This is a genomic window from Vibrio sp. 1-2 (7-a), assembly GCF_013048515.1.
Lineage (GTDB): Bacteria > Pseudomonadota > Gammaproteobacteria > Enterobacterales > Vibrionaceae > Vibrio > Vibrio diabolicus.
Map to the genome: position 1 here is coordinate 402,330 of NZ_VHSQ01000004.1, position 22,922 is coordinate 425,251.

The following is a 22,922-nucleotide window of genomic DNA, read 5'->3' on the forward strand; positions in this document are numbered from 1 at the left end:
ATGAGCGTATTACGCCGACTAACTCTGCTGACTTTACCATTTTTTGTTACCGCGTGTGGTGCAGAAGAAAGTCAGGCTAAAACGGACACTCCTGCACAGCAAGTGGCACCAGCTGCGCAAAGCAGTTTTGATGAAGCAGCATTAAAAACTAAGTTCTCAAAGCTTGGTTTATCTATCGTTGATATTCAGCCATCAGAAGTTGCTGGTTTATTGGAAATCCAAACTAATGGCGGGATCTTGTTTGCTTCAAATGATGGTAGCCATTTTATCGCCGGTACGCTTTATGCTATCAATGACGATGGTAGTTACAAAGATGTCATTGCAGAGCGCCAAGCGCCGCTTAATGCGGAGAAAATCGCGCAGTTCTCCGATAGCATGATTGAATACAAAGCCGACGATGAAAAATATGCTGTGACGGTATTTACTGATATCACTTGTGGTTACTGTGTGCGTCTGCACAGCCAAATGCAAGGCTATAACGATCTAGGCATTACAGTGCGTTACATGGCTTACCCTCGCCAAGGTGCTACTGGCCCAGTGGCAGAGCAAATGGCGACGATTTGGTGTGCTGAAGATCCAAAGTCGGCAATGCACAACGCGAAAGTGAATCGTACGTTTGATAACCCTGCGAAAGACTTAAAACAGTGTAAAGAAACCATCCAATCACATTACAATCTAGGTCGCCAATTGGGAATTTCTGGTACGCCAGCGATCTTCTTACCGAATGGCGAAATGGTTGGCGGTTACCTACCACCTGCAGAGCTATTGAAACGTTTAAAGCAACAATAATCCTTTAGGAGCAGAGCCGGCAAAGTCGCCGGCTCTTTTCAAGCATGATAGAAATTCAACGACGTCCTGAACCTGATCTTTCCCTTCTTCCTGATTCCATTCCTCCGATTCTCAAACGTATCTACATCAACCGTGGGATTACGGATCCTGCGCAACTAGAAACGTCAGCTCGTGGTTTGCATTCTTACCAAAAACTCGGGGGGATTGAGCAAGCTGTCGAGCTTTTGTTTCAGGCAATAAAAGAACAAAAACGCATCATCGTTGTCGGTGATTTTGACGCTGATGGTGCGACGAGCTCTGCATTGTCGGTGCTCGCGCTGCGTATGCTTGGTAGTCACAATGTGGACTACCTAGTACCGAATCGTTTTGAAGACGGTTATGGGTTAAGCCCAGAAGTCGTTGACCAAGCATTAGAGCTTGGCGCTGAGATGATCATGACGGTAGATAACGGGGTGTCATCAATCGAAGGCGTGCGTTACGCAAAAGAAAACGGCATTACCGTGCTCGTTACCGATCACCACTTACCGGGACAAGTGTTGCCTGATGTGGATGCAATGGTGAACCCAAACCTTGAGAGCTGTCATTTTCCGTCTAAAGCGCTCGCTGGTGTCGGGGTCGCGTTTTATCTCATGATGGCACTATGCGTTCATATGCGAAAACACAATTGGTTTGCAGAACAGGGGATGCAAGAGCCTAAGTTGATGGAACTGATTGACCTTGTTGCACTGGGTACCGTCGCCGACGTCGTTCCATTGGATGAAAACAACCGCATTCTTGTACACCAAGGCTTGCAACGTATTCGTGCGGGCAAAGCGCGCCCTGGCATTCAAGCATTGATTGAGGTCGCGAAGCGTGATGCGCGTCGTTTAGTGGCGTCCGATTTTGGTTTTGCTTTAGGTCCTCGTATCAATGCTGCTGGTCGCCTTGATGACATGTCATTTGGTGTTGAACTGTTGATGTGTAACAACATTCACGCCGCTCGTCGTATGGCAAGTGAACTGGATGGTTTGAACCAAACTCGTAAAGAGATTGAAGAAGGCATGAAGCAAGAAGCGATGGCTTTCTGCGAGCGTCTTCAGTTTGGTGAAGGCAGTGAGCTTCCTTACGGATTAGCCTTGTTCCAACGTGATTGGCACCAAGGTGTGATTGGTATTTTGGCCTCGCGCATCAAAGAGAAGTTTCACCGTCCAGTCATCGCATTTGCTGATGGCGGAGAAGGGACAATTAAGGGCTCGTGTCGTTCTATTCCGGGGTTACACATGCGCGATGCGTTGGATTTCATCGACACGCAAAACCCAGGTTTGATCATCAAATTTGGTGGTCACGCGATGGCGGCAGGCTTAACAATTAAAGAGCAGGATTTTGAACGTTTCAGCCGTTTATTTGATGAAGTGGTAAAAAAAGAACTCGATGAAGCGGCGCTAAAAGGCGTGATCATGTCAGATGGTGAACTTAAGCCTGAAGAATTCTCTATGCATGTCGCTGAACAGCTACGGTCTGGTGGCCCTTTTGGACAAGCCTTCCCTGAACCAATCTTTGATGGTGAGTTTAAAGTGTTGCATCAAAAGCTGGTGGGTGAGAAGCATCTTAAATTGATGTTAGAGCCGCTTTACAAAGGTCATCCTACCAATGTGATGATCGATGGCATTGCATTTAATGTCGATTTGCGTCGCTGGCCGGATGCATCAGTTAAAACGGTACGTTTAGCTTACAAATTGGATGTGAATGAATTTCGTGGTAATCAATCACTGCAATTGATGATCGATCATATCGAAGCTAAGTAATATCTAGATTAACCTTTCTTATAGAGTACGGTTGCCCTTAAGAGGGTGTAAAATTTTATGACCGTGCTCTCTCTAACCGCAATCTGATTTCTCATCCGAAATTTTCCTGTATCTCGGTCACATTTTTCAGTAGAATTTCTCGGTTAAATTCTATTCTAAAATGTTGAGTAAACATGTTTGAAATCAATCCAATTAAAAACCGTCTGCAGGACGTGTCTCAGCGCACAAATGTCCTGAGGGGGTATCTTTGACTATGACGCGAAGAAAGAGCGTCTAGAAGAAGTCAACGCAGAGCTTGAACAACCTGATGTATGGAACGAACCTGAACGTGCACAAGCACTGGGTAAAGAGCGTGCATCGCTAGAAGCGGTTGTTGAAACTATTGATCAACTAGAGCAAGGTGTAGAAGACGTAGAAGGTCTTCTTGAGCTGGCTGTAGAAGAAGAAGATCAAGAAACATTTGATGAAATCGAACCAGAACTTGCTGAGTTGGAAGAGAAGCTAGAAAAGCTTGAATTCCGTCGTATGTTCTCGGGTGACCATGATAGTTCAGATTGCTACATCGATTTGCAAGCTGGCTCTGGTGGTACGGAAGCACAAGACTGGACCAACATGCTGCTGCGTATGTACCTACGCTGGGCAGAGGCGAAGGGCTTCAAAGCTGAAGTGATTGAAGTCTCTGAAGGTGAAGTCGCGGGTCTTAAGTCGGCAACAGTTCGCATCTCTGGTGAGTATGCGTACGGTTGGTTGCGCACTGAAACGGGCGTTCATCGTCTTGTTCGTAAATCTCCGTTCGATTCAGGCGGCCGTCGCCATACGTCATTTGCGTCTGCGTTCATCTATCCAGAGATTGATGAAAACATCGACATCGACATTAATCCTTCTGACCTACGCATCGACGTTTACCGTGCGTCAGGCGCGGGTGGTCAGCACGTCAACACCACAGAATCTGCAGTACGTATTACGCACGTACCAACGAACACCGTGGTTCAGTGTCAGAATGACCGTTCTCAACATAAGAACAAAGATCAGGCAATGAAACAGCTTCGAGCGAAGCTATTTGAGCTTGAATTGCAAAAGCAAAACGCGGAAAAACAAGCTAATGAAGACGCTAAGTCTGACATTGGCTGGGGTAGCCAGATCCGTTCTTACGTATTGGATGACTCACGTATTAAGGACCTCCGTACGGGCATTGAAAACCGTAATACTCAAGCGGTTCTTGATGGCGATCTGGACAAATTTATTGAAGCTAGCCTGAAATCAGGCCTATAAAGCTTTTCACCGACAAAAACAGGATACATCGAAAATGACTGATGCTGTTCAAAACGAAACTGTACTAGAAGAAAATAAGCTGATTGCTGAACGCCGCGCTAAACTGGATGAAATCCGAAAGAGCTGCAAAGCAAACGGCCACCCAAACGACTTCCGTCGTGACGCACTAGCGGGCGACCTTCAAAAAGAGTTCGGTGAAAAGACGAAGGAAGAGCTAGAAGAGCTTAACCACGTGGTTGCAATTGCTGGCCGTATTATGGCTAAGCGTGGTCCATTCCTAGTAATTCAAGAAACATCTGGCCGTATCCAAGCTTACGCTGCTAAAGACGTACAAAAAGAGCTAAAAGAGAAATACCAAGGTCTTGATATCGGTGACATCATCGGTGTTAAAGGTGCGCTGCACAAATCTGGTAAGGGTGACCTATACGTGAACATGGAAGAATACGAGTTGCTAACTAAAGCACTTCGTCCACTTCCTGAGAAGTTCCACGGTCTTACTGACCAAGAAATGCGTTACCGTCAGCGTTACGTTGATCTGATTGTGAACGAAGATTCACGTAAAGCATTTATTGTACGTTCTAAAGTAATGTCTGCAATTCGTAACTTCATGATCTCAAAACAGTTCATGGAAGTAGAAACGCCGATGATGCACGTGATCCCTGGTGGTGCAAGTGCACGCCCATTCATCACGCATCACAACGCGCTAGACATGCCAATGTACCTACGTATTGCACCTGAGTTGTACCTGAAGCGTCTAGTGGTTGGTGGCTTCGATCGCGTATTCGAAATTAACCGTAACTTCCGTAACGAAGGTCTTTCTCCACGTCATAACCCAGAATTCACTATGATGGAATTCTACATGGCGTACGCGGATTACAAAGATCTGATGGACTTTACTGAAGAACTACTAAGCTCGGTAGCGCAAGAAGTTCTAGGTTCAACATCAATGCCTTACGGTGATGAAACGGTTGAATTTGGTGGCACTTACACTCGTATGAGCATGTTTGAAGCAATCAAGCAGTACAACCCAGATCACGCGCAAATCCAAGCGCTAACCGAAGAAGATCTACAAAACCGTGAACTGATGGTTTCTATCGCGAAATCAGTACATGTTGAAGTAGAAGACTTCTGGACATGTGGTCAGCTTCTAGAAGAAATCTTCGGTGAAACAGCAGAACCTAAGCTAATGCAGCCAACGTTCATCACTGGCTACCCAGCGGACATCTCTCCACTGGCTCGCCGTAGCGATGACAACCCGTTCTTTACAGACCGCTTTGAATTTTTCATCGGCGGTCGTGAAGTAGCGAATGGCTTCTCAGAGCTTAACGATGCAGAAGATCAAGACGCGCGCTTTAAAGCACAGGTTGAAGCTAAAGAGTCTGGTGATGACGAAGCTATGTTCTACGATGCAGATTACATCACTGCACTAGAGCACGGCCTACCACCAACGGCAGGCCAAGGTATCGGTATCGACCGTCTGGTTATGCTACTGACTAACACGCACACTATCCGTGACGTGATCCTATTCCCAGCAATGCGCCCACAAGCGTAATTTGGCAGGATGATCAAAAAAACCACCTTCGGGTGGTTTTTTTATGCCTTTTAGTTAAATAAGTTCAAGTTGTTGCATTTGCTTTTTAATAGGATATGCAAATAAACATTCGCCAAATCTCAATCTATTGCATAGTCTTAATACTGAGACAGACGTGGGGGCGCGGAGTCTCGATAATGTTACCCGCTCGCAAAGATAGGTTTGTGGCGCAAAATTTCTATTAACAATGAAAAAGGGTTAGAGAATGGCTGGGCAGTTTAAGATGGATTCCATCCCGGGATCGCTTGTGGTAGTTGGCGGTACTTATGAGCCTTGGTTATCAGTACTTGAGCAAGTGGGCTGGAAGTGTCACCAAGTGGGTGACTTACGCAAAGCTAATACGTTGTTAGAGGATATTGGTCCATGTATCGGTATTGTCGATCTCAGCCATGACGAATTCAGCTTGAACGGTTTGGCGAACTTAGTCAGTTCTCACAAACACGTGCGTTGGTTAGCGTTTATTCGTGAATCTCAGCTTGGCACCGACACCATATGCCAGTTCATTGTTAACTTTTGTATCGACTTTTTCACTGCGCCAATCCCGGATGCCCAACTTTTAAGCACGATTGGTCACCAGCTTGGTATGCTCAAGTTGGAGAAAAAAGTTTGGCCTAGTTTTGGTAGCAGCTTAGACATGGGGCTGATCGGTGAATCTATCCCGATGAAGCGTTTACGCGATCAAGTAAAGCGAATCGGTCCGACGGACGTCAGTATTCTGATTTCTGGGGAAAGTGGTACAGGTAAAGAAGCGGTTGCTCGCGCTATCCACAAAGTCTCTTCACGCTCCCATAAACCGTTTATGGCAATTAACTGTCGCGCGCTCAATGAGCAACGTTTCCAGGCGGAAGTATTTGGTATTAACGCCGATGAAGATATGGAAGCATGCATGCTCGAACAAGCGGATGGCGGTACGGTGTTGTTTAATGACATTCTTACCATCTCAAAAGAGCAACAAATGAATCTGCTGAGATTCTTGCAAGAAGGCACCATTGATACCAAAGATGGTGTAAAAGCTGTCAATGTGCGCATCCTTGCGGCTAACTCGTCAGATGTAGAAAAAGCCTTGATTGACGGAGATTTTAATGAAGAGCTTTATCACTACATTAACGTATTACGCATTAATGTCCCGAGCTTAAAAGAGCGCGCGAGCGATATTTCTTTGTTAGCGCGCTACTACTTACAAGAGTTTTCTAAAGAGTATAACTCGCAAGCAAAAAGCTTTTCTGAGGATGCACTCAAGGCACTGACACGTTATTTCTGGCCAGGTAACGTACGTGAGTTGATGAACCAAGTGAAACGAGCGGTTCTGATGTCTGACAGCGTAATGATTGAAGAGCATCACCTAGATTTGCCTCAGCGTAATGACTCAAAGCGTAGTTTGAAATCGATTCGTGAGAAGAGTGAGCGTGACGCGTTACTGGTTGTTTTGGAATCTCATTCTGGTCAAGTTTCGAATGCGGCGAAGGAGCTTGGTGTTTCACGCGCGACGATGTATCGACTACTGAACAAACATAATTTGATTTCTGATCAAGCCATGTGATTTGTTCTTTCTGAAGTTAAATTGGTGAATGAATATCAGTGAAAGAGCGGCTACAAAGCCGCTCTTTTTGTTTTGTATTCAGTTTGATTTATAAAATCCGTAATTTCATATATTCCCTAGGTGAATATGTTATATAGAAAAGTATATGAAACTGAATTGCGGTGTATTGATTTGTTTTTAATCAAAAAGACAAAAAATGTTTGATATATATTCATCAAAGCTTACAATTTAACCGTAACTCAATGAGTTATACCTTTCATAAACGGATTAATTTTTAGCTAGGAGGCGCAAGATGAAACATTACGTTGTTAACACCACTGCTTGCGCTGATCGTATGCCTATCGCTCCGATGACTCTTAAGTCGGATGATACCAATACCACTGGCTCACAAGATAAAAATTAATCCGTAACCTATCTTATTTATTACTAGGCTGCGGAAAAGTAGCGGCTTAGTATCAACAGAGCGCCTCTGTTCATTTTACGCACTATTTTTCCCAGTCGAATACATCGATAATCGGAGAAAATATTATGCGTCACTCTATTTACCTACAACTGGCCACTTTGCTATTGAAAGCAGACCTTAAACGCGAAGAAAAGCAATGGCAGCGAACCATACGTCGCACTGCTCATGATGTTCCATGGACGAATGTTCATTTATTGAGAGATATTGGTTTAGATAGCGATGGTCGTTCCACACGCGCCAATGTTCCGGATGCAGTAAAAGTTGAACGTCGAGTTCGTCACCTTCGTCGAGTTTTAACGTCGCGAATAATGACGTAATCGTTAGCGTGTTGGACTGACTGAGTTGCTATCAAGTCATTCAACACGCTTAACGTGCGATATGAAGTCATACTTCATTTGATAAACAGCTGACCTTGAAGGTCAGCTGTTTTCGTTTGAGGGGAGCTTTACTTTTAAGGGCAAGGATTCGAGTAGGTTGTACCAATTGCTTGAATCTCAGTAAGGAGCTCATCGCTTAGTTTTAGATCGATACTGTCGATGTTGGCTTTTAATTGGTTGAGGTTGGTCGCGCCGATAATATTAGATGCTACAAATGGGCGCTGATTGACAAATGCGAGTGCCATTTGTGCAGGATCCAAACCATGCTCTTGAGCTAAATTGACGTAAGCTTCGGTCGCTTTAACACCTTGTGGAGTGAAGTAGCGCGCAAAACGCTCCCACTTCGTGCATCGAGCGCCTTCAGGTTTTGCCCCGTTTAGGTATTTACCACTCAGGCAGCCAAATGCCAAAGGAGAGTAGGCCAGTAGCTGGACACCTTCATAGTGGCTGATTTCAGACAAGCCAACTTCGAAGCTGCGGTTCAATAAGTTATATGGGTTTTGAATGGAGACAATGCGTGGCAAATCATGCTTTTCAGCTAAACGCAGTAATGACATCACACCCCACGGCGTCTCGTTTGATACGCCGATATAGCGCACTTTACCTGCATTCACTAATTCTGTAAGCGCTTCCAACGTTTCAATTAACGTGACTTCTTCTTGTTTGTCAGGGTATGGGTAGTTGAGTTGACCAAAGCAGTTAGTTTGACGTTGAGGCCAATGTAACTGGTATAAATCGACATAATCCGTTTGTAGGCGGTTAAGGCTGTCATCAATTGCTGTATGGATGTGGCGACGATTAAGGCTCATGTTGTCTCGGATGTGAGGGACGCCGCGAGGGCCAGCCACTTTTGTTGCCAGCACAACTTTTTCACGTTTGCCGCTCTTTGCTAACCAATTACCGATGTATTGCTCGGTGAGTCCTTGCGTTTCCGCTTTGGGAGGTACAGGGTACATCTCTGCGGTATCAATGAAATTCACCCCATGATCAAGGGCAAAGTCGAGCTGTTCAAAGGCGTCCTTTTCTGTATTTTGCTCGCCAAACGTCATGGTTCCGAGGCAGATTTTACTGATCTCAAGTGATGAGTGCGGTAGTTTTGTGTATTGCATATCACGTCCTTGAAGAGTTACCGACTAAATAAGTGATTCCAATATAGGGGATTTTTAACCGCTATCGCAAATGATTTACGTATAAAGGAAGACCAAACTCGAAAGCTATACATAGCCTAACTACACTTAAATGATCGTGTGAAGGAGGTACGTTATGCAGAAGCATCAATTGGACATGTGGTTACACGGTCCCCATAAAGATACTTATAAAACTCCCAAAGTATTTGTGATTGGGTGTTCTGATGTCTCTGACTATTTGCTAGCAGTGGAGTACAAGCATCAACTTGAGCCAATTAAAGACGGTGAAGATCCGATACATTTCGGTTCGCTAGATTTGGTGAAAGAAGAGCTGCTGAGGTTAGGGGTAGATAAAGCGTACTTAAGGCTGCACAATGCGTATGACGAATGTGGCACTGAAGAGGCAGCCTCGTACTGTGATATCGAGTTATCGCTCGTGACGCACTAAATGGCGGAAACAACATTACTCAGATTGCGTGTTGATGTAGTGCTTGAGTAAGATCTGTTCAGTAAACTGAGTTCTGAGGTAAAAACCTCGGGGCAGAGTTTTTATCGGCTTGCCATTTGAGCTATATGCTTCGGTGAGCGCTTTTGCATTCGCGGCTTTAGGGCGAAGATGCAGCGCTTCTCCGTGTCTGGCGGAAATTTGATCAAACTTCCCCAAGACGATCATCTCCATTAGCTCTTCCCAGTCGTTTCGTAAAATACGCTCTTCGTCGTCGTCTGGTGACCAAATCAGTGGGCTACCAACACGTCTTTCTGCAAGTGGAATTTCTCGTTCCCCTTCCACTGGTACCCAAAGCACACGAGATAGCTTGTTTCGAACATGGCTTGTTTCCCATGTAAGACCATGAACACCAGTGAGGGGAGCCACAGAAACAAAGGTTGTTTCTAAAGGTTTGCCAGAGTAACTGATCGGAATACTTTTCAACTCGATCCCTAGTTTTGCGAAATCTTGTTGAGGTTTACTGCCAGCCGGAGCGCCCAAGTGCCATTCGAGTAATTGACCCACCCAACCTTTATCACGTTTTAAGTTTTCAGGAACAATCATATTCGCCTCGGCGGCCAGCTCTGCAAAGCTAAGTCCTGCCATATCATGAGCGCGTTCCAATAGCTCTGCTTCTGTTTGTGGTTCTGGTTTCATAGTCACAAGGTGGTATTACAAAACATATAGTTTATCAAACTCCGGCCAAATCTACTGTTTAAGATTTCACCGAGGCGGTGTAAGAACGATCAATTCATAACTTATCCACAGGTGAGGAAGGTGTTGACGAGATCTTTGCGGGGTCTGTATGAATAAACAGGGGTTAAAATGCATTTTTGGGGTTGATTTTGTTGTAATCATCTAAACGAATAGCAGGTGAGTGTGGATAAATAGCCTATTGGTGGATCTTTGACCGATCTGAGTTTGGTGAAAAGATCATCAAGAAACTGAAGATCGATTTATCGCTATTTTTTAAAATAAAGACTTTTTTATCAATGTTTTATGTTTATTTTTCTGTTTCTTTATTTGTTTTGCTTGTGATGGGGTTGAACAGAATTACTCATTTGAATTGAATTCTTCACAAAGTTATTCACAGAAAAGGTGAATAAATGTGGGCAATGTCTCACTCTTGTGTTGATAAGGTATGATTTGATTAAAAGATATCCAAATATGGTGAAAAGGTAATAAATCTTGCTCATATCACATCAGTAAGTTTGCTAGTAATGGGGATATGTGGAAAAATCACGGTAATAAAAAATTTATTCATAGAGGTTAGCCAGTGATAGATGGCGATGGTTACCGACTTAATGTTGGTATTGTGATATGTAATAACCATGGTCAGGTCTTCTGGGCTAAACGATACGGGCAACACTCATGGCAATTTCCACAAGGTGGAATTGACGAAGGTGAAACTCCAGAACAAGCCATGTTCAGGGAGTTATATGAAGAAGTCGGTTTAACGAAAAAAGACGTTAAGATCATTGCAACAAGTCGTCATTGGTTAAGATATAAGCTACCAAAACGATTGGTGCGTTGGGACTCCAAGCCTGTTTGTATCGGCCAAAAACAGAAATGGTTTCTGCTGAGATTAGAATGCGATGAATCTCGTATTAATATGCAACGCGGAAAATCCCCTGAATTTGATGGTTGGCGCTGGGTGAGTTACTGGTATCCAGTTAGGCAAGTTGTTTCTTTCAAGCGAGATGTTTATCGACGAGCGATGAAAGAGTTTGCATCCTTAGCCATGCCTTTTCGAGAGAGAAAAGCGAAAGGGAAAAGAAAAAAGCAACGTAGAGGATAATCATGCTCAGTCAGCTAAGGGAAATAGTTGAGAAAGTCTCCAGGGTCGATGATGTGCATCTGGCACTCGATATATTGGTGAAAGAGACTTGTGCTGCCCTTCGCACTGAATGCTGTACTATCTATCTTGCTAATGAAGAAATGCAGCGCCTTGAGTTAATGGCAACTCAAGGCCTTATTTTTGAAGGTGATAGTATTCATATCAACTTCAATGAAGGCTTGGTTGGGTTGGTTAAACGAAGCGCAGAGCCACTCAACCTTGCCGAAGCATCAAAACATCCCGAGTTTAAATTCTTCCCTCAACTCGGCGAACAGATTTACCACTCTTTTTTAGCCACTCCAATCATTCATCGAAAACAAGTTTTAGGTGTGTTGGTGATCCAGCAAAAAACACCGCGCTTGTTCAGTGAAATGGAAGAGTCGTTTCTTGTCACGTTGTCCGCTCAGCTAGCAGTGCTTATTGCGCATGCGCAGAATCTTGGGCATTGGCAGTTGGCATCTAAACCCACGGTATTAAAAGGTTTGCCTGCATCTACTGGTGTCGCGATTGGAGAGTTTTGGTTCGACAATACCCAACCGAGTTTATCGGATGTTTTCCCATCGTCCACGTTAGATAAGGAACGTGAGCACGAGACATTGCTGGTGGCGATAGAGCGAGCGTTAAATGATTTTCGCCGTATGCGGAAAAAGCTGGACAGTGAAATCAACAAAGATGCGCTGGCGATCTTCGATCTGTTTACGCACTTACTCAATGACCCGATGCTTCGTGGTGATTTGAAGAAGCAAATTGAAAAAGGAGACAGGGCAGATTGGGCGTTACGCCAAGTGGTAGAGTCATACTCGAATCGATTTGCCAGAATGTCGGATGTCTACATGCGCGAGAGAGCGCAAGACATCCGAGAGTTAGGGCAAAGGCTGCTCTATTTTCTGCATAACAGTGAGCAAGAAAATTCTGCAATTGATCGCCCCATTATTTTGGTGGCGAATGAACTCACTGCCACCTTGCTCGCGTCTGTACCTAAAGAATTTTTGTTAGCCGTCGTGTCATTAGAAGGTGGCGCGAACTCTCATGCGGCTATTTTGTCTCGCGCACTTGGAGTTCCCGCTGTCATGGGCGCCAACATTAACCCGGATGTGGTGAATGGCAAACTCGGGATAGTCGACGGCTATACGGGTGAGATCTTCTTAGAGCCAAACCGCCAGTTGTTGCGAGAGTATCGCAGCTTAGTAAGTGAAGAGTCTGAATTGTTTGCCATGGTAAACAAGGACCTCGCACTCCCTGCGGTTACGCAAGACAATCACCACATCGAAATTATGCTCAATGCGGGGCTCAGTGCAGACAGTAATATTGCCATCAATACAGGTGTTGATGGAGTTGGGTTGTACCGAACTGAGATTGCATTTTTACTTCAGCATCACTTTCCGTCAGAAGATGAGCAGTATCATCAATACCAAGCGATACTCAACAGTTATCCGAATCAACGAGTGGTGATGCGCACTTTGGATATTGGTGGTGACAAACCTTTGCCATATTTGCCGATCGAAGAAGATAATCCGTTTCTAGGCTGGCGTGGCATTCGTTTTACATTAGATCACCCAGATATTTTCTTGATCCAGCTGCGTGCAATGTTAAGGGCGAGTGCAGAAAGCGGTAACTTAAGTATTTTGTTGCCAATGGTGTCTGGGGTAAAAGAGCTAGACGATGCCATTAGCTTGATTAATCAAGCCCACAGCGAAGCCGTGTTGCTTGATGATAGAATTCAGTTCCCACAAGTTGGGGTCATGATCGAAGTGCCATCAATGGTGTATTTATTGCCAACGATTGCTCACCGTGTTGATTTTGTTTCTGTCGGGACAAACGATTTAACCCAGTATTTATTAGCAGTTGATAGGAACAATTCGCGCGTCGCGGATGTCTATGAATCTATGCATCCTGCGGTACTGTTAGCGCTTAAGCAAATCCATGACGTGTGCGATAAGTATCAGGTGCCAGTGTGTATTTGTGGTGAGTTAGCTGGCGACCCATTTGGCGCTCTTCTCTTACTTGGGTTAGGGTATACCAGTTTGAGTATGAACACCTCCAACGTGGCTAAGGTGAAATATTTGATTCGTCATAGCCAACAAGAAGAATTAGAAAAATTAGCGGAGCAAGCAATGACAAAGTCCTACGGGGAGGACATTCATCAAATGATGCATGACTTCTTCATCCAACAGGGTTTTGCGGGCTTTATCCGTGCAGGTAAAAAGTAGGAAATCGTGACCGTCTCTTTATTTTTGTTATTGTTGGCGCTAGGCGCTTTTGTGGGTGTGATGGCGGGGTTACTCGGTATCGGTGGTGGTTTGATTGTTGTTCCTGCCTTGTTGTATTTGCTTCCTCTTGGTGGAATCTCTCCAGAAATGAGTATGCACATGGCCCTAGCCACTTCGTTAGCGAGTATTATTGTCACGTCAGGCTCATCGGCGATGAATCACCTTAAGCTCGGCAATGTCGATATGTTCGTCGTAAAATGGTTGATGCCAGGTGTGGTTATAGGTGGTTTTGTCGGTGCCAATATTGCTGAGTGGATCCCTACGCACTACTTGCCGAAAGTATTTGGTGTCATTGTTCTTTGCCTGTCAGTACAAATGTTCCGTTCCATTAAAGTTACGAGCAGTAAACCTATGCCGAGCAGCCCGGTGACCGTTGCGTATGGCACGGGGATTGGCGTTGTATCAAGCCTTGCTGGTATTGGTGGTGGTTCACTGTCGGTCCCATTTTTAAATAAACACGGGATAGAAATGCGTAAAGCGGTAGGTTCATCTTCCGTTTGTGGTTGCGTGATTGCTATTTCTGGTATGATCGGTTTCATCTTACATGGCTATAAAGTGGAAGGCTTACCTTCATACAGTATTGGCTATGTTTATCTTCCCGCTTTATTAGCGATTGCCATGGCCTCGATGCTCACAACAAAAGTGGGTGCGAAGCTGGCAACTAACCTTCCAACTGCGGTATTAAAAAAGATATTCGCGGTGTTCTTAATGTTTGTAGCAGCGACCATGCTGCTCTAAGTTTGTACCCAAGTCATTCTCGCTGAACCAAGCATCTAGAGGTTACTTGGGTATATTTATTTTGTTTGTGATAAGAAGAGAATGATTTATGTCTCAGGGATATATTGAATTTCCCAATATTGATCCGGTTTTAATCTCTATTGGTCCTGTTTCGGTTCGTTGGTACGGTTTGATGTACCTTGTGGGCTTTATGTTCGCCCTATGGTTGGCGAACCGACGTGCGGATAAGCCGGGAAGTGGTTGGACACGAGAACAGGTTTCTGATTTGTTGTTCGCAGGCTTCCTTGGCGTGGTGATTGGTGGCCGTGTTGGCTACGTGCTTTTCTACAATTTTGAGCTCTTCCTGGCTGATCCTTTGTATCTGTTTAAAGTGTGGACCGGTGGTATGTCTTTCCACGGGGGCTTACTGGGTGTGATTACCGCGATGTTCTGGTATGCACACAAAAACGGGCGAACTTTCTTCGGTGTTGCCGACTTTATCGCGCCGCTTGTGCCATTTGGTTTGGGTATGGGGCGTTTAGGTAACTTCATGAACAGCGAATTGTGGGGCCGAGTAACAGATGTACCTTGGGCGATCGTTTTCCCAAATGGCGGTCCACTGCCACGTCATCCATCGCAGCTTTATGAAATGGCGCTTGAAGGTATCGTACTTTTCTTCATCTTGAATTGGTTCATCAAGAAACCTCGTCCTCTAGGTTCTGTTTCAGGACTCTTTCTTGCGGGTTACGGAACCTTCCGTTTCCTAGTAGAATACGTGCGCGAACCAGACGCTCATTTGGGGTTATTCGGTGGCTTTATTTCCATGGGACAGATTTTATCCCTGCCAATGGTGGTTATCGGTGTCCTCATGATGGTTTGGGCATACAAACGTGGTCATTACAAAGACGAATTACCACAAAAGACGAAGTAAGGTATTGGTGTGAAACAGTATTTAGATTTGTGTCAACGCATCGTTGACCAAGGTGTTTGGGTTGAAAATGAGCGTACAGGCAAGCGCTGCCTGACCGTAATCAACGCGGATTTAACCTACGATGTTGCGAACAATCAATTTCCGTTGGTCACCACACGTAAAAGTTTTTGGAAAGCGGCCGTTGCAGAGCTACTAGGGTATATTCGTGGTTACGATAATGCGGAAGATTTTCGTAAGCTGGGCACGAAAACCTGGGATGCCAATGCCAACCTAAATGATGCTTGGTTAAATAATCCATATCGTAAGGGCGAAGACGACATGGGCCGTGTCTACGGTGTCCAAGGGCGCGCATGGGCGAAGCCTGATGGCGGGCATGTTGACCAATTACGCAAGATAGTGGATGACTTAACGCGTAGTGTTGATGATCGCGGTGAAATCTTGAACTTCTACAACCCGGGTGAATTCCACATGGGGTGCTTGCGTCCTTGCATGTATAGCCACCATTTTTCATTGCTGGATGATACGCTTTACCTGAACAGTACTCAGCGTTCGTGTGATGTACCGCTTGGCTTAAACTTCAATATGGTTCAAGTTTACGTATTCTTGGCGATCATGGCGCAAATCACGGGCAAGAAACCTGGTCAGGCATTTCATAAGATTGTGAATGCGCACATTTATGAAGATCAGCTTGAACTGATGCGTGATGTTCAGTTGAAACGTGAACCATTAAAAGCGCCGACGTTCCACATCAATCCAGAGATTAAATCTCTAGAAGATCTGGAAACATGGGTCACACTGGATGACTTTTGGGTTGAAGGGTATGAGCATCACGACCCTATTCGTTACCCATTCTCAGTGTAACCAGTATTGTTCTTCAAGATATGAAAAAAGCTCCAAATGGAGCTTTTTTGCTTTTTGTACTTTGAAGGTATTACTTGAGTGCACTGACAATATAGCGGTGAATAGGGTTGGTCTGCATCGGTGCAGACAGTGCCGGGCTAATAAACTTGGGTTGGGTGAATATTTGCTTGCTCACTAATGAGCGGATAAGCTCAAAATACTTCAGTTCTGTTTTTCCACATAGCAACAATGAAAAGTCATCGCCCAGTTTATCGTAGGCATTGAGCACCTCTCGGAACCCCCTTAGATACAAGTAATCCTTCGTTAAACCGCCTCCTCGATACACACGAGCAGTCGTTGTAAATGCTTGAAGGTCAGACGTTTTATACTGTTCTTTTAATAGCATGAACGTATGGCGGAAATCGCGATCCTTGATCATCGACTCTACCGCCAGGACTCGTAAGGCTAAGGTTCTTAGGCGTTTGATACTGAAATGTCCTGACAGATATTCACACAATATAGCCAGCCCTTCTTGGGTGTTTGTATTAGCTGGGCACCCTAAGCTCAGGACCTTTAGCGGTTGTTGACGACCGTTAAGCGTAGTAAGAAGGTGTACACCCATTTCATGATGTGCGAGAGCCTCTAACTCATCGGTCGTGATGTATGCTGCGTGGTTAATTTTGACTCGAGACCCCGAAACGAGTGCGTTTGCTAACATCCCATCCAACACCTGTATTTCACATTCATATCCATTACGTTGAGCAAAGTTTTGCATGAAGTGTGCTATCGCACGGCTATCATGCTGAGGTTTGCTCTCTTCTTCCGTGGGAAGGTGTAAAATGAAATGGGCGTTGGCAATATCTTTGGCGCTCGGCTCTCCGTAATAGCGCAAGGAGTTATAAAGAAACTCTTGTGTACCGATAGTATTCACTTGATCCAATTTATCTGCGTAAGACTGAATCACATCCGCGTACAGCTTTTGTAATTGGGTGTCTTGAATATTTTCTAAAGGCAGTTCATACAGACGTCGCTTTGCGCTGTGAGTATCTAGATTGGTAGTTGAGTATTGGAAGTTAGGCTCTTGAGAGTATTTGTTCTTAATAAAGCGCTCTCTTTCCTGAGCATAATTGAGAGGATTCACGCTACTGAGGATATCAATATCAGCAACCAGTTGAGTTAGGTTTTCGTCTATTGCGAGTAGCTGATCAGAAATAGTGCCATTAAGCTGCGTCATGTTGTCGACTCCAAATGAGGTAGCCCAGCATAAGTATGCTGGTATGGCTCAAATTATCACCAGACAACGAATTTGAACAGCGTCATTAACGCAAAAAAGGCCCCACAATGTGGAGCCTAAACAATAAGCGATGGTATGTAAGTTATTGTTATGTCGTTAGGGCTAAGATCGCGCCTGGTAAAATAACGAATACAGACATTAGGTAGCCACCGACAACAGCTTTGTTCTTGATAGCCATTTCAGAAATCATCTCAGCGCCTTTCACTGGAATTTCACGTAGGAACGGAATACCAAAGATAAACAGAGTTGCCATGATATTAAATACTAGGTGTACCAGAGCGATTTGAAGCGCGAATACCGCAAACTCACCCGATACGGCTGTTGCTGCTAGTAGCGCCGTAATACAAGTACCAATGTTTGCACCTAGCGTGAATGGGTAAATATCACGAACTTTAAGAACGCCTGTACCCACAAGTGGAACCATCAAGCTAGTTGTTGTTGATGAAGATTGTACCAACACAGTCACGATTGAACCCGATACAATACCGTGAATAGGGCCACGACCAATCGCGTTTTTCAAAATTTCACGTGCGCGGCCAACCATTAGGCTCTTCATTAGCTTACCCATTACCGTAATTGCAACGAAGATTGTCGCAATACCCAAAACGATAAGCATGATGCCACCAACAGTATCACCGAATGTTGAAAGTGGCTCTTTAATTGCACCCACAACTGGTTTTGTTATTGGCTTAATGAAGTTGAAGCCTTTAATGCTCATATCGCCAGTAGCAAGTAGTGGAGAAACAAGCCAATGAGAAACTTTCTCTAAAATGCCGAACATCATTTCCAACGGAAGGAAAATAGCAACAGCAAGTAAGTTGAAGAAGTCGTGAATAGTTGCGCTTGCAAATGCACGTTTGAACTCTTCTTTACAACGTACGTGACCAAGAGAAACAAGCGTATTAGTCACTGTGGTACCAATATTGGCACCCATCACCATTGGAATCGCGGTTTCTACTGGTAAGCCACCTGCAACCAAACCTACAATAATAGACGTAACAGTACTTGAGGACTGAATTAAGGCTGTTGCCACCAAGCCGATCATTAGACCTGCAACAGGGTGAGCGGCAAACTCAAATAGCACCTTAGCTTGATCGCCAGTTGCCCATTTGAAGCCACTACCAACCATAGATACTGCTAGAAGAAGCAGATACAACATGAATGCCAAGTTAGCCCAGCGTAACCAACGAGCAGTGCTCGAAATTGGCGCCACTGTTGAAGTAGCTTGGTTCATCATAATTTTCTCCGTTGACCTTTCAGTTCATTTTTCGGTCTGTAGTTGAAACTGCGGGCGATGTTAGAGAACAAATATTTCAGTAATATTACAGATTTCTTGCTGTGAGTAATTTTTATTGTTCTTTTTGGTAGTGGTGTGAGTAGGGAAAATTGATGGTTTTTAACTATTTGAATTTAATGAATAAATTTGAATTTCGTTTTGTGTGGTTTTTGCGTTTTCTTTAGAAAGAAAATGCGCCTCAGTTCAACTTTTATGACAGTATTAATTTTATATATTCGGTAAAACTTATGTTTTTGTAATGTATTGTATGGTTTTGTCGAGTTTATTGTTTGTCTCTGTCACATTTGGTATAAAAAGCATCACTTTCTTTTCGGGACTTGATCATGTCACATCTAAATTACAACCATCTATATTATTTCTGGATGGTGTGCAAACAGGGCTCTGTAACTAAAGCGGCCGATGCGCTTTTCCTGACACCGCAAACCGTGACAGGGCAGATTAAAGCGCTTGAAGAACGCATGAAAGGAAAGTTAACCAAACGAAATGGTCGTACAGTTGAGCCAACTGAGTTAGGGCAACTTGTTTTTAAGTACGCCGACCGAATGTTTGGTTTGAGTTATGAGATGTTAGATATCGTCAATTACAGTCAGCACTCGAACATTCTGTTTGAAGTTGGCGTAGCCGATGCGTTATCTAAACGCTTGGTCAGTAAAGTACTAATGACGACTGTCCCTGAAGATAACAGTATTCATTTACGCTGTTATGAGTCAACCCACGAATTGCTACTTGAACGACTGTCTCAGCACAAGCTAGATATGATCCTCTCGGATTGTCCCGTTGACTCAACTCAAAGCCCTGGCCTTTATAGCAAAAAGCTAGGTGAGAGCAGCATGAGCTTTTTCGCCTCTTCTGAAATTGAAAATGTGCGTTTTCCTGAGATTCTGGAACAGAAAAAACTTTTGATTCCTGCAAGCCGAACAGCAATGGGGCGTAAGGTTATTCAGTGGTTTGATCGTCAAGGTCTTCAGCCTAATGTGTTGGGAGAATTTGATGATGTCGCGTTGATGAAGGCTTTCGCAAGGTACCACGATGATGTGATTTTCTTAGCGCCGACCGTATACATGTCGGAGATTGAGGACGACCGAAATCTACAGCTAATTGGTCATGTCGATGGGTTAAAAGAAGAGTACTACGTGATTTTTGCGGAACGAATGATCCAACACCCAGCGGTAAAAAATGTTTGTGATGCTGATTTCAGTCAAATGTTTGAGTAAACCCGTATCGTTGCGCAAATAAATAGATTACTATCAATAAAAATATAATTCTAAATAATACCTAAGTAACTCAAGATACTTGTTTTAGTGAGCAAAACTATTAATTATTGATGGCGCATCAATTCTTCACTTTGGTGGATAATATTGGTGTATCACTAACAACTAAATTAGAGGTTCTAATAATGAAGACTCTGGAAGTGTATCTTGATTTTCTTAGATATATAAATCAGTGCAACACAACAAGCTGGCCAGGGTTGGAATAAGTAAGTTGTAGCTAGAGGTCCAACACATGAATCTACAAGAAATGGAGCAGAACTCCGCAAAAGCCGTCGTGTTGCTCAAAGCGATGGCAAACGAGAGACGCCTACAAATCCTTTGTATGCTGCATAACCAAGAGCTGTCCGTGGGAGAGCTGTGTGCAAAGTTAGAGCTAAGCCAGTCGGCATTATCTCAGCATCTTGCTTGGCTTCGCCGTGATGAGCTAGTCACGACAAGGAAAGAAGCACAAACCGTGTACTACACATTAAAGAGTGATGAAGTGAAAGCGTTAATAAAAACACTGCATAGTCTTTATTGTGCTGAAAGCGCTTAGCGTTAATTACATATACCTAATATATCGTTCATTTTAGGCTGTGAATCTAACTCGTTGGAATATTTGAGAGTGGCGTTAAACTTTTGATGGTAGAGTTGCTGCGCATCGACCAATTTGCTTTGTTCTCAAGTGTTTTATTGGTGCTTTCCAGTTTGAGCTTTATAAGGTAAATAAGCTGATGCCTTTGAATAGGCGTGCAGAAAAAAGAAAAGCTGGCATTGCCAGCTTTTTTATTAAGAAAATTTTGTAGATATAAAAAAACCGACACAAGGTCGGTTTTTTCTTCACTGTAAAATCAGGACTCTATTAAAGAGCTTTGATTTGTGCAGCGAAACGAGACTTATGGCGAGCTGCTTTATTCTTGTGAATAAGGCCTTTAGTTGCCATGCGGTCTAGGATAGGTGTAACTACAGCGAATGCAGCAGTTGCAGCTTCTTTGTCGCCTGCTTCGATAGCAGCAACAGTTTTCTTCATGTAAGTACGCATCATTGAGCGACGGCTAGCATTGTGCTGACGACGTTTCTCAGCTTGGATAGCGCGCTTCTTAGCAGATTTACTATTTGCCAAGGGTCTAACTCCCAAAAACTTAGTTCTGTGACAATTTAAGGGCGAGGAATATCCCTCATTTGCGCTTAAATGTCAAATGATTTGTGCAAAAACCGATCTAAGCCAAAACAAATTTTGGTAAGAGAGGTTATCGCGGTTAAGATGGCGGGGATTCTAACAGCATTTTTATACCAATGCTAATAATTATCCGCTAAAGGCACACTTATTCCTTACAAGCCGCGGATAGATTTTTGACGTCTATTTACAGCACCTGTCAGAGAAACAGTATAGGGTTAGCTGTCTTATGGTGATATTCCGAGGTTACAGTGAGTAAACGACTACTCAAGTCTGGCATGATCGTCAGTGCTATGACATTTATTTCCCGCGTTCTTGGCCTAGTTCGTGATGTTGTAGTGGCAAATTTAATGGGGGCAGGAGCAAGCGCAGACGTCTTTTTCTTCGCCAATAAAATTCCTAATTTTTTAAGACGTTTGTTTGCTGAAGGTGCTTTTTCCCAAGCGTTTGTACCTGTTTTAACGGAAAGCCATGCTCAAGGCGACATGGATAAAACTCGGGAGCTCATTGCTCGTGCGGCGGGTACGTTAGGGGTGATAGTCTCGATTGTTACCATTTTAGGTGTCCTAGGCTCCGGCGTGGTCACTGCTGTGTTTGGTTTTGGTTGGTTCCTTGACTGGATGCATGGTGGCCCGGCTGCAGCAAAGTTTGAGCTAGCTAGCGTGATGCTCAAAATCACCTTTCCCTATTTATGGTTCATTACCTTTGTCGCTCTATCGGGCGCTATCCTCAATACATTAGGTAAATTTGCGGTCTCCTCCTTTACCCCTGTTTTCCTCAATGTGATGATTATTTTGGCGGCGTGGTTTATCTCGCCGCAAATGGAAATGCCAGAAATAGGGCTTTCCATTGGTGTTTTCTTAGGTGGTTTGGTCCAGTTCTTATTCCAAATTCCCTTTCTTATTAAAGCAGGCGTCATGGTTAAGCCAAAATGGGGCTGGCGCGATCCGGGTGTAGTGAAAATCCGTACTTTGATGATCCCCGCTTTATTTGGTGTATCGGTCAGTCAGATTAACCTGTTGTTTGATACGTTCATCGCCAGTTTTTTGCAAACCGGTTCGATCAGCTGGCTGTATTACTCAGACCGCTTATTGGAATTTCCTTTAGGCCTGTTTGGTATTGCGATTGCGACTGTGATTTTACCCGCGCTTTCACGTAAACACGTTGACGCACAAAGTGAAGGCTTCGCGCAAACCATGGATTGGGGGGTGCGTATGGTGATCTTGCTTGGCCTTCCTGCAATGCTTGGTCTGATGGTACTGGCAAAACCTATGCTCATGGTTCTGTTTATGAGAGGTGAATTTTCTCCTCAAGACGTACATCAAGCATCATTGTCGCTCTTTGCCTACGCTTCAGGTTTGTTGAACTTCATGTTGATCAAGGTGCTCGCACCAGGTTATTACTCGCGTCAAGATACTAAAACGCCAGTAAAGTACGGCATCATTGCGATGGTGACCAACATGGTGTTTAACGCAATTTTTGCGTACTTTTATGGCTACGTTGGTTTGGCTATCGCGACGGCACTTTCGGCGTTCGTAAATATGGCATTGCTGTATCGTGGTCTACATATCGCAGGGGTATACCAAATCACCAAACGAACCGTCTTCTTTATTATACGTTTGGTTATTGCAGGTGCAGCGATGGTGGCTGCGATCTTATGGCAATTGGAAGACATGTCAGTGTGGCTCGATTGGAGCTTTGCTCACCGCAGCGGTGTACTAGGAATGTTGATCGCTCTAGGAGCCGTGGTTTACCTAGTGGTTCTATTTTTAACTGGTGCACGCTTAAAAGACCTAAAAGCTGGGACAGACTAAGGGTGATTAGTATATAATCCGTCAGTTTCACACAGTGTAAAGTAAAAACAGAGGCAGAAAGCAGT

Annotated in this window: 20 protein-coding genes; 15 read left to right on the plus strand and 5 right to left on the minus strand. The window is 44.2% G+C overall.

Going from position 1 to position 22,922, the window contains the following annotated elements:
- From dsbC to FKN08_RS14380, 6 genes are all read left to right on the plus strand, one after another.
- Positions 1 to 789 carry a bifunctional protein-disulfide isomerase/oxidoreductase DsbC gene (dsbC, locus tag FKN08_RS14355; protein WP_012842135.1) on the plus strand — a complete coding sequence of 263 codons (789 nt, stop codon included), beginning with the start codon at positions 1 to 3 and terminating at the stop codon, positions 787 to 789.
- Positions 790 to 833: 44 nt separating this feature from the next.
- Complete coding sequence (gene recJ, locus FKN08_RS14360; RefSeq protein WP_006742673.1) at positions 834 to 2,573, plus strand: single-stranded-DNA-specific exonuclease RecJ; 1,740 nt, start codon at positions 834 to 836, stop codon at positions 2,571 to 2,573.
- 173 nt (positions 2,574 to 2,746) lie between these two features.
- Positions 2,747 to 3,845 (plus strand): peptide chain release factor 2 gene (gene prfB / locus FKN08_RS14365; RefSeq protein ID WP_100068604.1). Its coding sequence is split into 2 segments (ribosomal slippage): positions 2,747 to 2,821 and positions 2,823 to 3,845, totalling 1,098 coding nucleotides; the frame shifts between segments, so codons are not numbered across the junction.
- A 34-nt stretch (positions 3,846 to 3,879) separates the two neighbouring features.
- Positions 3,880 to 5,397, plus strand: coding sequence for a lysine--tRNA ligase (lysS, locus tag FKN08_RS14370; RefSeq protein WP_005397328.1), 1,518 nt, complete (start codon positions 3,880 to 3,882; stop codon positions 5,395 to 5,397).
- A gap of 244 nt (positions 5,398 to 5,641) precedes the next feature.
- Positions 5,642 to 6,976: a cyclic-di-GMP-binding transcriptional regulator VpsR gene (gene vpsR / locus FKN08_RS14375; protein WP_046873964.1), complete on the plus strand. Its 1,335-nt coding sequence runs from the start codon at positions 5,642 to 5,644 to the stop codon at positions 6,974 to 6,976.
- Positions 6,977 to 7,504: 528 nt separating this feature from the next.
- Positions 7,505 to 7,756, plus strand: coding sequence for a hypothetical protein (locus FKN08_RS14380; RefSeq protein WP_005397324.1), 252 nt, complete (start codon positions 7,505 to 7,507; stop codon positions 7,754 to 7,756).
- 134 nt (positions 7,757 to 7,890) lie between these two features.
- Here the strand turns inward: FKN08_RS14380 and FKN08_RS14385 are convergent, their stop codons facing one another.
- The gene (locus FKN08_RS14385) at positions 7,891 to 8,925 is read right to left on the minus strand and encodes an NADP(H)-dependent aldo-keto reductase (RefSeq protein ID WP_053808599.1); all 1,035 of its coding nucleotides are present in this window, start codon (positions 8,923 to 8,925) and stop codon (positions 7,891 to 7,893) included.
- 154 nt (positions 8,926 to 9,079) lie between these two features.
- Here FKN08_RS14385 and FKN08_RS14390 point away from each other — a divergent pair, with 154 nt between their 5' ends.
- A complete protein-coding gene (locus tag FKN08_RS14390) occupies positions 9,080 to 9,391 on the plus strand; it encodes a DUF6482 family protein (RefSeq protein ID WP_005397320.1) in 312 nt (103 codons plus the stop codon).
- Between the two features lie 15 nt (positions 9,392 to 9,406).
- On the opposite strand, the gene mutH is transcribed toward FKN08_RS14390, so the two are convergent.
- Positions 9,407 to 10,087, minus strand: coding sequence for a DNA mismatch repair endonuclease MutH (gene mutH, locus FKN08_RS14395; protein ID WP_152814512.1), 681 nt, complete (start codon positions 10,085 to 10,087; stop codon positions 9,407 to 9,409).
- 619 nt (positions 10,088 to 10,706) lie between these two features.
- On the opposite strand from mutH, the gene rppH reads away from it, so the two are divergent.
- The 5 genes from rppH to FKN08_RS14420 all read left to right on the plus strand — a co-directional run bounded on the left by rppH (position 10,707) and on the right by FKN08_RS14420 (position 16,046).
- Positions 10,707 to 11,228 (plus strand): RNA pyrophosphohydrolase, encoded by a 522-nt coding sequence (rppH, locus tag FKN08_RS14400; RefSeq protein ID WP_005381953.1) that lies wholly within the window; start codon positions 10,707 to 10,709, stop codon positions 11,226 to 11,228.
- A 2-nt stretch (positions 11,229 to 11,230) separates the two neighbouring features.
- Entirely contained in the window at positions 11,231 to 13,477 is a 2,247-nt protein-coding gene (gene ptsP / locus FKN08_RS14405; protein ID WP_047009107.1) for a phosphoenolpyruvate--protein phosphotransferase, read from the plus strand.
- 6 nt (positions 13,478 to 13,483) lie between these two features.
- Positions 13,484 to 14,275, plus strand: coding sequence for a sulfite exporter TauE/SafE family protein (locus FKN08_RS14410; RefSeq protein WP_170892372.1), 792 nt, complete (start codon positions 13,484 to 13,486; stop codon positions 14,273 to 14,275).
- 88 nt (positions 14,276 to 14,363) lie between these two features.
- The gene (gene lgt / locus FKN08_RS14415) at positions 14,364 to 15,185 is read left to right on the plus strand and encodes a prolipoprotein diacylglyceryl transferase (RefSeq protein WP_005381948.1); all 822 of its coding nucleotides are present in this window, start codon (positions 14,364 to 14,366) and stop codon (positions 15,183 to 15,185) included.
- Positions 15,186 to 15,194: 9 nt separating this feature from the next.
- Positions 15,195 to 16,046 carry a thymidylate synthase gene (locus tag FKN08_RS14420; protein WP_104969081.1) on the plus strand — a complete coding sequence of 284 codons (852 nt, stop codon included), beginning with the start codon at positions 15,195 to 15,197 and terminating at the stop codon, positions 16,044 to 16,046.
- Between the two features lie 70 nt (positions 16,047 to 16,116).
- On the opposite strand, the gene FKN08_RS14425 is transcribed toward FKN08_RS14420, so the two are convergent.
- A complete protein-coding gene (locus tag FKN08_RS14425) occupies positions 16,117 to 17,259 on the minus strand; it encodes a flavohemoglobin expression-modulating QEGLA motif protein (protein ID WP_109168802.1) in 1,143 nt (380 codons plus the stop codon).
- A gap of 148 nt (positions 17,260 to 17,407) precedes the next feature.
- On the minus strand, positions 17,408 to 18,553 hold the full coding sequence (locus FKN08_RS14430) for a Na/Pi symporter (RefSeq protein ID WP_031780616.1): 1,146 nt from the start codon (positions 18,551 to 18,553) through the stop codon (positions 17,408 to 17,410).
- A 386-nt stretch (positions 18,554 to 18,939) separates the two neighbouring features.
- Between FKN08_RS14430 and nhaR the strand changes: the two genes are divergently transcribed.
- Both nhaR and FKN08_RS14440 read left to right on the plus strand, forming a co-directional pair.
- Entirely contained in the window at positions 18,940 to 19,830 is an 891-nt protein-coding gene (gene nhaR, locus FKN08_RS14435; protein ID WP_005381942.1) for a transcriptional activator NhaR, read from the plus strand.
- A 289-nt stretch (positions 19,831 to 20,119) separates the two neighbouring features.
- Entirely contained in the window at positions 20,120 to 20,422 is a 303-nt protein-coding gene (locus tag FKN08_RS14440) for a metalloregulator ArsR/SmtB family transcription factor (protein WP_005397309.1), read from the plus strand.
- A gap of 306 nt (positions 20,423 to 20,728) precedes the next feature.
- Here FKN08_RS14440 and rpsT read toward each other — a convergent pair whose 3' ends face one another.
- Positions 20,729 to 20,989, minus strand: a complete 261-nt coding sequence (rpsT, locus tag FKN08_RS14445) for a 30S ribosomal protein S20 (RefSeq protein ID WP_005381938.1) — start codon at positions 20,987 to 20,989, stop codon at positions 20,729 to 20,731.
- A 305-nt stretch (positions 20,990 to 21,294) separates the two neighbouring features.
- On the opposite strand from rpsT, the gene murJ reads away from it, so the two are divergent.
- Positions 21,295 to 22,857: a murein biosynthesis integral membrane protein MurJ gene (gene murJ, locus FKN08_RS14450; RefSeq protein WP_074192056.1), complete on the plus strand. Its 1,563-nt coding sequence runs from the start codon at positions 21,295 to 21,297 to the stop codon at positions 22,855 to 22,857.
- The last annotated feature ends 65 nt before the right edge of the window (positions 22,858 to 22,922 follow it).

What these genes read in the sequence shown, in the direction of transcription:
- recJ (WP_006742673.1), top strand. Translation starts at nt 834, where the DNA reads ATGATAGAAATTCAACGACGTCCTGAACCTGATCTTTCCCTTCTTCCT.
- FKN08_RS14380 (WP_005397324.1), top strand. Translation starts at nt 7,505, where the DNA reads ATGCGTCACTCTATTTACCTACAACTGGCCACTTTGCTATTGAAAGCA.
- ptsP (WP_047009107.1), top strand. Translation starts at nt 11,231, where the DNA reads ATGCTCAGTCAGCTAAGGGAAATAGTTGAGAAAGTCTCCAGGGTCGAT.
- mutH (WP_152814512.1), bottom strand. Translation starts at nt 10,087, where the DNA reads ATGAAACCAGAACCACAAACAGAAGCAGAGCTATTGGAACGCGCTCAT.
- nhaR (WP_005381942.1), top strand. Translation starts at nt 18,940, where the DNA reads ATGTCACATCTAAATTACAACCATCTATATTATTTCTGGATGGTGTGC.
- FKN08_RS14425 (WP_109168802.1), bottom strand. Translation starts at nt 17,259, where the DNA reads ATGACGCAGCTTAATGGCACTATTTCTGATCAGCTACTCGCAATAGAC.
- dsbC (WP_012842135.1), top strand. Translation starts at nt 1, where the DNA reads ATGAGCGTATTACGCCGACTAACTCTGCTGACTTTACCATTTTTTGTT.
- lgt (WP_005381948.1), top strand. Translation starts at nt 14,364, where the DNA reads ATGTCTCAGGGATATATTGAATTTCCCAATATTGATCCGGTTTTAATC.
- FKN08_RS14390 (WP_005397320.1), top strand. Translation starts at nt 9,080, where the DNA reads ATGCAGAAGCATCAATTGGACATGTGGTTACACGGTCCCCATAAAGAT.
- vpsR (WP_046873964.1), top strand. Translation starts at nt 5,642, where the DNA reads ATGGCTGGGCAGTTTAAGATGGATTCCATCCCGGGATCGCTTGTGGTA.
- FKN08_RS14440 (WP_005397309.1), top strand. Translation starts at nt 20,120, where the DNA reads ATGAATCTACAAGAAATGGAGCAGAACTCCGCAAAAGCCGTCGTGTTG.
- FKN08_RS14385 (WP_053808599.1), bottom strand. Translation starts at nt 8,925, where the DNA reads ATGCAATACACAAAACTACCGCACTCATCACTTGAGATCAGTAAAATC.
- FKN08_RS14430 (WP_031780616.1), bottom strand. Translation starts at nt 18,553, where the DNA reads ATGAACCAAGCTACTTCAACAGTGGCGCCAATTTCGAGCACTGCTCGT.
- lysS (WP_005397328.1), top strand. Translation starts at nt 3,880, where the DNA reads ATGACTGATGCTGTTCAAAACGAAACTGTACTAGAAGAAAATAAGCTG.